General features: G+C 64.4%; 2 protein-coding genes and 1 pseudogene. 1 reads left to right on the forward strand and 2 read right to left on the reverse strand.

The features are described from left to right. Nucleotides 1–173 precede the first annotated feature (173 nt). Together M3461_05230 and M3461_05235 are read right to left on the reverse strand one after the other, a co-directional pair. Nucleotides 174–445, reverse strand: a pseudogene (locus tag M3461_05230) (BrnT family toxin). 65 nt (nucleotides 446–510) lie between these two features. After that, nucleotides 511–3270, reverse strand: coding sequence for a valine--tRNA ligase (locus tag M3461_05235; protein ID MDQ3773793.1), 2760 nt, complete (start codon nucleotides 3268–3270; stop codon nucleotides 511–513). Nucleotides 3271–4712: 1442 nt separating this feature from the next. On the opposite strand from M3461_05235, the gene M3461_05240 reads away from it, so the two are divergent. Further along, on the forward strand, nucleotides 4713–4953 hold a 241-nt coding region (locus tag M3461_05240), incomplete at its 3' end, for a hypothetical protein (GenBank protein ID MDQ3773794.1).

Here is a 4953-nt window from a genome sequence, read left to right on the forward strand (position 1 = left end):
CGAGGCTGTCGATCGAGTTGAAACGGCTGAACGGACGCAGCTCGAAAAGTGGGAGTCCTCACATGGGACCCCGAGGGAAAAACAAGAAGGGATAATCTGTAAAGTTATTCAAGGGACACTACACTAGGTCTTCTCGGCGGTACTCGGGCCGAAGCTCATCGCCGACCGCGGATTTAGCCTTCTTCATAAATTTTCCTTTCTGCTCGGATCGCGCGACGAGCACCTATGAGCCGAACACGTTTGCCGCGTTGAGTATGCGACGCCACTAACAGCACACCACTTCGTGACACCCCGAAGGTCAGCCAGCGGACTTCACCGACGGAGTGATCAGGGTCGTGAAAGGTGACCGCGAGCGGGTCGCCGAACACAGAAGAAGCCTCTTCGAAGCTGACGCGGTGTTTTCGGAGATTGGCCGTCGCTTTCTAATGTCCCATTCGAACTCCACCTGACGATTGTATGGCGGTCCGGAAGTAGAAGCTAAAGAATAGTATCGTATCTGCCGTGCGGCCCCTAGCTTAGCGACTCCACCCGCTTGCGCTGTTCGCGCAGGTGTTGGATCGCGGCCTCGATCTCGGCGGAGCGGCTTTGCTCGCGCGCCACCACCTCGGCCGGGGCGCGCTCCAGGTAATTGATGTTGGCGAGCTTGTCGCGCGAGCGCGCGTGGTCGCGCACGAGCTTTTCGATCTCGGTGTCGAGGCGCCTGAGCTCTTTGTCGCGCTCGATGAGGCCTGCGAGCGGGACCAGGATCTGGGTGGCGCCGGCGAGTGCCACCGCCATGTCGGGTGCGGGCTCGGCCTCGAGGGGCTCGATGGATTCGATGCGCCCGATCGGCATCACCTCCGCGCGGTTCTCATCCAGCCAGCGGTGTTCGAGCTTGGAGCCCTGATGGACCAGGACCCGGAGCGGTTTGCCGGGTGGTAGATCGAACTCGGCACGGATGCGGCGCACCCCCAGGATAAAGGCCTGCAGGAACTCGAAGGCCACGACGGCCTCGGGATCGGCCCGCGCGCCATCGGGCTCGGGGTAGGGGGCCAGCATGACGCTGTCCCCCGCGATGCCAAGGCGCGGCGCGACGCGCTGCCAGAGCGCCTCGGTAATGAACGGCATGAAGGGATGGCACAGGCGCAGGACCGTCTCCAGGACCTCGAGCAGGGTGGCGCGCGTCCCGTTCCGCAAGGGCTCGGAGCGTCCATCCTGGAGCACGACCTTGCTCCACTCCAGATACCAATCGCAGTACTCATCCCACACGAAGGCGTAGATCGCCTGTGCCGCGAGGTCGAAGCGATAGCCCTCGAAGCCCTCCAGGATCGCATTCTTCCCCTGCTCCAGGCGGGTCAGGATCCAGCGCTCCGCGAGCCCCGACTCGCGCGCCTCGCCGGGATCGAGCACCGCTCCCGCGGTCGCGCTCTGGACGTAGCGGGCGGCGTTCCAGAGCTTGTTGCAGAAGTTCCGATAGCCCTCGATGCGCCCGAGGTCGAAGCGGATGTCGCGGCCTTGGGTCGCGAGCGCGGCGAACGTAAAGCGCAGGGCGTCGGTCCCGTAGGCCGGTATCCCGTGAGGGAACTGGCGGCGGGTGGCCTTCTCGATCTTGGGGGCGTCCTTGGGCTGCATGAGGCCCGTGGTGCGCTTGGCGATGAGGCACGCCAGATCGATGCCGTCGATGAGGTCGATGGGATCGAGGATGTTGCCCTTGGACTTCGACATCTTCTGCCCGTCCTGGTCGCGCACGAGCCCGTGGATGTACACCTCCCGGAACGGGACATTGCCCATGAATTTGAGCCCCATCATGACCATGCGCGCGACCCAGAAGAAGATGATGTCGAAGCCGGTGACCAGCACGCTGGTGGGATAAAAGGTCCGAAGGTCGGGGGTGTCGTCGGGCCAGCCCAAGGTCGAGAACGGCCACAGCGCCGAGGAGAACCAGGTGTCGAGGACATCCGGATCCTGGCGCAGGGGGATGTCCTCGGCGATGCCGTACCGGGCGCGTACCTCGGCTTCGTGGCGGCCGACGTAGACATTGTCCTCGGGGTCGTACCAGGCCGGGATGCGATGGCCCCACCAGAGCTGGCGCGAGATGCACCAGTCCTCGATGTTTCGCATCCATTCGAAATAGGTCTTGGCCCACACCGAAGGGACGAAGCGGATGCGGCCGTCCTCGACCGCCGCCATGGCCGGGGCGGCGAGCGGCTCGGTACGTACGAACCATTGGTCGGTCAGGTAGGGTTCGATGACGGCGCCGCTGCGATCGCCGCGCGGCACCATGAGCTTGTGTTGCTGGACTTGCTCCAAGAGCCCGGCGTCCTCCAGATCCGCGACGATCCGCCGGCGCGCCTCGTCGCGATGGAGCCCCACGTAGGCCGGCGGTCCCTGGTCGTTGATGCAGGCATCGGCGGTGAAGATGTTGATGCTCGGAAGGCCATGGCGACGGCCCACCTCGTAGTCGTTGAAGTCGTGGGCCGGGGTGATCTTCAAGCAGCCCGAGCCGAACTCCTTGTCCACCACCTCATCGGCGATCACCGGGATCGTGCGGCCCGTCAAGGGCAGATCCAGCATCTTTCCGATATACCGCCGGTAACGGTCGTCGTCGGGGTGCACGGCGACCGTGACGTCGCCGAGCATCGTCTCGGGGCGCGTGGTCGCGACCACGAGGTGGCCCTTGCCCGAGGAGAGTGGATAGCGGATGTGCCAGAGCCGGCCCATCTCCTCGGTCGCCTGGACCTCGAGGTCCGAGATCGCCGTGTGCAGCACCGGGTCCCAGTTCACCAGGCGTTGGCCGCGATAGACGAGCCCCTCGTCATGAAGGCGCACGAACACCTCGGTGACGGCCCGCGACAGGGCCGGATCCAGCGTGAAGCGCTCGCGCGACCAGTCCATGGAGGTGCCGAGGCGCCGAAGCTGGCGCGTGATGGTGTCCCCGGAGCGCTGCTTCCAATCCCACACGGCCGCGGTAAAGGCCTCGCGCCCCATCTCTACGCGCGTCCGGCCCGACTCGGCGAGTGCCCGCTCCACCACCATTTGGGTCGCGATCCCGGCATGGTCGGTCCCGCATTGCCACAGCGTCCGGTCACCGCGCATGCGATGGAACCGGATCAGACAATCCATCAGGGTGTCCTGAAAGGCGTGGCCCATGTGCAGGCTGCCCGTGACATTGGGTGGCGGTAGCATGATGCAATAGGGCCGGCCGGTGCCGCTCGCGGCGAACCAGCCGCGCCGCTCCCAGTGCTCGTACCAGCGCCGCTCGATAGCATGGGGCTCGTAGGTCTTGTCCATGGGTGAGCGCCCGGCGTCGTCCGGGCCGGCGGCGCCCTGGTGCAGGTCCGCGCCCTCCGACCGCGCGCTGGCCGCTCTATCCGCGGCCGGGCTGGGAGCGCAATGCTGGCGTAGAAACGCCGTCAATTCCGCCTTGATCTCGCCGATGATACGTACCGCCAGCCGCTCCCCGGCCTCGTGCATGCCGGTGCGGACCTCGTGGGCCACGCGCTCCCAGAGCGCCTCCAGGGCCGCATCGTCGGCGTCGGCGGTGTGATCCACGTGCGCGGCGGGCGGGTTGGCACCGCCCGCCTTGCCATCGCGGCCCAGGCTCACCACCTCGGTCAAGACCGGGATGCGGGCGCCGCGCGCACCGGCCGGTGTCGGATCGTGATCGGTAGCGGTGGGTTTCAAACGGGTTGTGTACGCCCGACATGGGCATGAACTTATGGGGTGAAAGTCCCCTGTAGGAGCCCGGTAATGTCCTATTGTAGGACAAATGCAACTACTAGCCGAGGGCAAGGGCAGCCTCGTGAGGGGTCGTCTGAAGGAAGCCCGAGCGCAAAGGTGCGAGCCGACGGACAGAAACCGCATAGAAGGCTCAGTCTCCGCTTTGAAGCGGAAAGATTCATCTTGCTGCTGTAAGCCTCGATGGAAAAACCTCGAAGGAAACGCCCCGTGCGGACCCGCATGCGGGTTGTTGTGGGGGCTGGGGGCTAAACACCCCCGGCTACCCGATTGAGCCAAGGTGCCTGAAGTATCCCACCACGGAGCTCTGAAGACAAGCGGCGATGGGTTCCCAATGAAGCGCTGATGACTCACAGCGACATTGCTGACGGGACCCTCGTGCTTTGGCTGGGTGCAGCCACCCACCTTGCCAACCCGGCAGGGCCTGGGTATGGCGGTTCCCTAATGGCGTTCGATGAGAGCCCATGGGCTATCGGCCGCCTTCACCGTCGATGCGGGCTACGTAGCCTTCGCTGTTACTGCTTTCGTGCTTTTTTAAGCCCAACGATTTGCCGCTCGGCTGCCGATCTTCTCAGCGGTCGGCTGCAGCGGCGGGTTCGGCGGCTCCCTCCCGGGCGCAGGACCTCACCGTCGCCAACCGACCCGGTGCAGCCATGCCTCGTACTCGCGTTCAAATCGCTTCCGGTCAGTCGGTACTGGCACTCGCTGTTCCCCAGCGAGACGCACGTCAAGTGGTTCGAGTCCGACCGCCACCGAACGCCAGCCATTAGCCGCGCGCGTTACGCGTCGGGCTCCATGGCTTTGTTAGCGCTCTTCGTGCTTAGTTCACCAGGATTCGATTACCTCTGACCTATCAGGCTTAAACGCCCCGATGTAGTCAAGTGCCAGACCTCGCGCTCCGATGAGATGCGGCAAAGCTACCACTGCAAGCTTTTCGTAGCGCTGGAAGCCGAACCGGAAGCATTTTCGAGCTTTACGCCAAAAGGAACGTCCTTTTGACGCCAGTTCGTTTCGCCAACGTTCGCACCGAAAACAGGCTCAACTTCTCGGGTCAGCGACTGCGCAAGGTCATGCCCGCGGGGGTTGAGGTCACGGTGGTGGCGGACCGCCGGTTTGGGGATCACAAGCTCTATCAGTTCCTTGATGAGCTGGGGTTTGGCTATGTCATTCGGTTCCGAGAGAATATCTATGTCACGGATGCCCAGGGAGAGCGGCGTCTGGCTTCCGAGTGGGTTC

It is taken from the genome of Pseudomonadota bacterium, from assembly GCA_030860485.1.
Lineage (GTDB): Bacteria > Pseudomonadota > Gammaproteobacteria > JACCXJ01 > JACCXJ01 > JACCXJ01.

Coding starts and splice junctions, on each gene's coding strand:
- M3461_05235 (MDQ3773793.1), bottom strand. CDS start 3,270: ATGGACAAGACCTACGAGCCCCATGCTATCGAGCGGCGCTGGTACGAG.